This window comes from Erwinia typographi (assembly GCF_000773975.1).
GTDB classification, from domain to species: Bacteria; Pseudomonadota; Gammaproteobacteria; order Enterobacterales; family Enterobacteriaceae; genus Erwinia; species Erwinia typographi.
In genome coordinates this window covers 1-2,144 of the sequence record NZ_JRUQ01000132.1, presented here as the reverse complement: position 1 = coordinate 2,144, position 2,144 = coordinate 1, and the positions used below count along the sequence as shown (strand labels likewise).

Genomic DNA, 2,144 nt, shown 5'->3' with positions numbered 1-2,144 from the left:
TATTCGGCGCAGCTATTTAGCGGCATAAAGCTCCGGCAACAGCTCGGCACCGCTGCTAAAATACAGCGGAACTTCAGCGATTACCGGTTCAATGGCTTCGGCAGCAGCATAAACCGCCTCGCTGGCGACCTGTTCACCACTATCAGAAACGGCAGCGCCCTTAAGCTCCAGTTCAGCAGGCTGCTGAGGTAAAACATCCGCCAGGGAAACCGGCAGGAGGTCGTTCGGCATAGCGACTTCCACCTCGGTATCCTGCCCAGCAGCAATCAGCAGTTGAGCCTCATCAGTATCAATCAGCAGAACCAGAGGTTCTGCGCTTAAGGTATGCACCTCAAAGGTAATATCGGGGAGCGCCTGAATTTTACCACCCGGTCCCGACGCTCTGATACTGAAAGTATGCTCACCTTCTGAGAGCGATTTCAGCGATAGCTGCCATTCTCCATCGAGGTTTACCCGCGCATATCCAACCATTTCGCCTTGATCGTACACATGAATCGAACTTTCGCGCAGCGCCGTTCCCTTGAATAGCAGCTCACCGCTTTTCAAGCTCTCGCCCGTATTTACCGCCGTCAGTTCGCCGTTTTCAGCCACGCTAAATATCGCTTCAATGTTAGCGTTCGGCATTAACTCACGGGTATTTACGGTGAAATCGATTTGCTCAGCCTCACCCCTTCTGCCAAAGGTAACCTGAATACGATGTTGCCCGTCAGCAAGACGTGGCAGTTGCATTTCATAATGACCGTTCGAATCGGAATTAGCGTAGCCCAGCAGTGCATTGTGGGAAATATCGTAGATGGTAACCAGCGTGTGCGGTTTAGTGTTCCCACTGATCACCGGACGGTTGTCATCAGTCATCCCGCCATTTGCAATGCTGCCCGTTTCTGTACCCACATTGTCGGTGACGTTCAGGCTCATTTCCGGCACCACGCTGCTGGTATCCACATTCAGCTCAAAGATCTGATTTTTACCCTGAGAGCTAATGGACAGAAAATGTTTACCTTCCGACAGAGGCTTCTCTGGAGTCCAGCTCCAGTTACCTTCGCCATCAACCCGGACATACTCCGTTAAGGAACCATACTTACCGACAATACCTTCTGAAATTCTCACCGTTGCGCCCGGCACACCTTTACCGCTGAGCGTTACGCACGCATCATCTGTCGTATCGCCGCTATGCAATAGCCCGGTGTCCGTTCCAACATGGTCAGTCACTTTCAGTTCAAGATCCGGTAAAGCAACATTGATCTTCACCGGTGGTATCTTGTGAGAGTAACCATTCGCCAGCCTTACGTTACCGCTTATGACATGTTCACCTTCCGACAGAAACAAATACCTGAACGACCAGTTACCTGAAGCATCAGTCCTGGTATCACTTACCCAGCGGCCGTTGTCATAAATTGATACCCAACTGCCTGCAGGAGCCGTACCGCTGAGTAACGGATGGCTGTCGTCAGTGGTAGCGTTGTTTGCCAGCACCCCCGTTTCTGTACCCACATTGTCGGTGACGTTCAGGCTCATTTCCGGCACCACGCTGCTGGTGTCCACATTCAGCTCAAAGATCTGATTTTTACCCTGAGAGCTAATGGACAGAATATGTTTGCCTTCCGACAGAGGCTTCTCTGGAGTCCAGCTCCAGTTCCCTTCGCCATCAACCCGGACATACTCCGTTAAGGAACCATACTTACCGACAATACCTTCTGAAATCCTCACCGTTGCGCCCGGCACACCTTTACCGCTGAGCGTTACGCGCGCATCATCTGTCGTATCGCCGTTATGCAATAGCCCGGTGTCCGTTCCAACATGGTCGGTCACTTTCAGTTCAAGATCGGGTAAAGCAACAATGATCTTTACCGGTGGCAGCGCGTGAGTCTGACCGTTCGGCAACTTCACGCGACCACTGAAGGTATGCTCGCCTTCCGAAAGCAATGAGTAATACTGGAACGACCAGTGACCAGAAGCATCAGCCTTAACATCACTAATCCAGCGTCCGTTGTCATAGACTGATACCTTGCTGCCCGCCGGGGCCGTACCGCCGATTGTTGGGTGAGTATCGTCGGTGGTCGCGCCCTCAGCCAGGATGCCCTTTTCTGTACCGACGTTATCGGTGACGTTCAGGGATAATTCAGGTTGTACTGGTCAAGTTAAAC

General features: G+C 52.0%; 1 protein-coding gene. It reads right to left on the bottom strand.

Annotated features, from left to right (window positions below; genetic code table 11):
* Nucleotides 1-12: 12 nt before the first annotated feature.
* A complete protein-coding gene (locus tag NG99_RS27305) occupies nt 13-2,112 on the bottom strand; it encodes an Ig-like domain-containing protein (RefSeq protein ID WP_269745698.1) in 2,100 nt (699 codons plus the stop codon).
* Nucleotides 2,113-2,144: the final 32 nt, after the last annotated feature.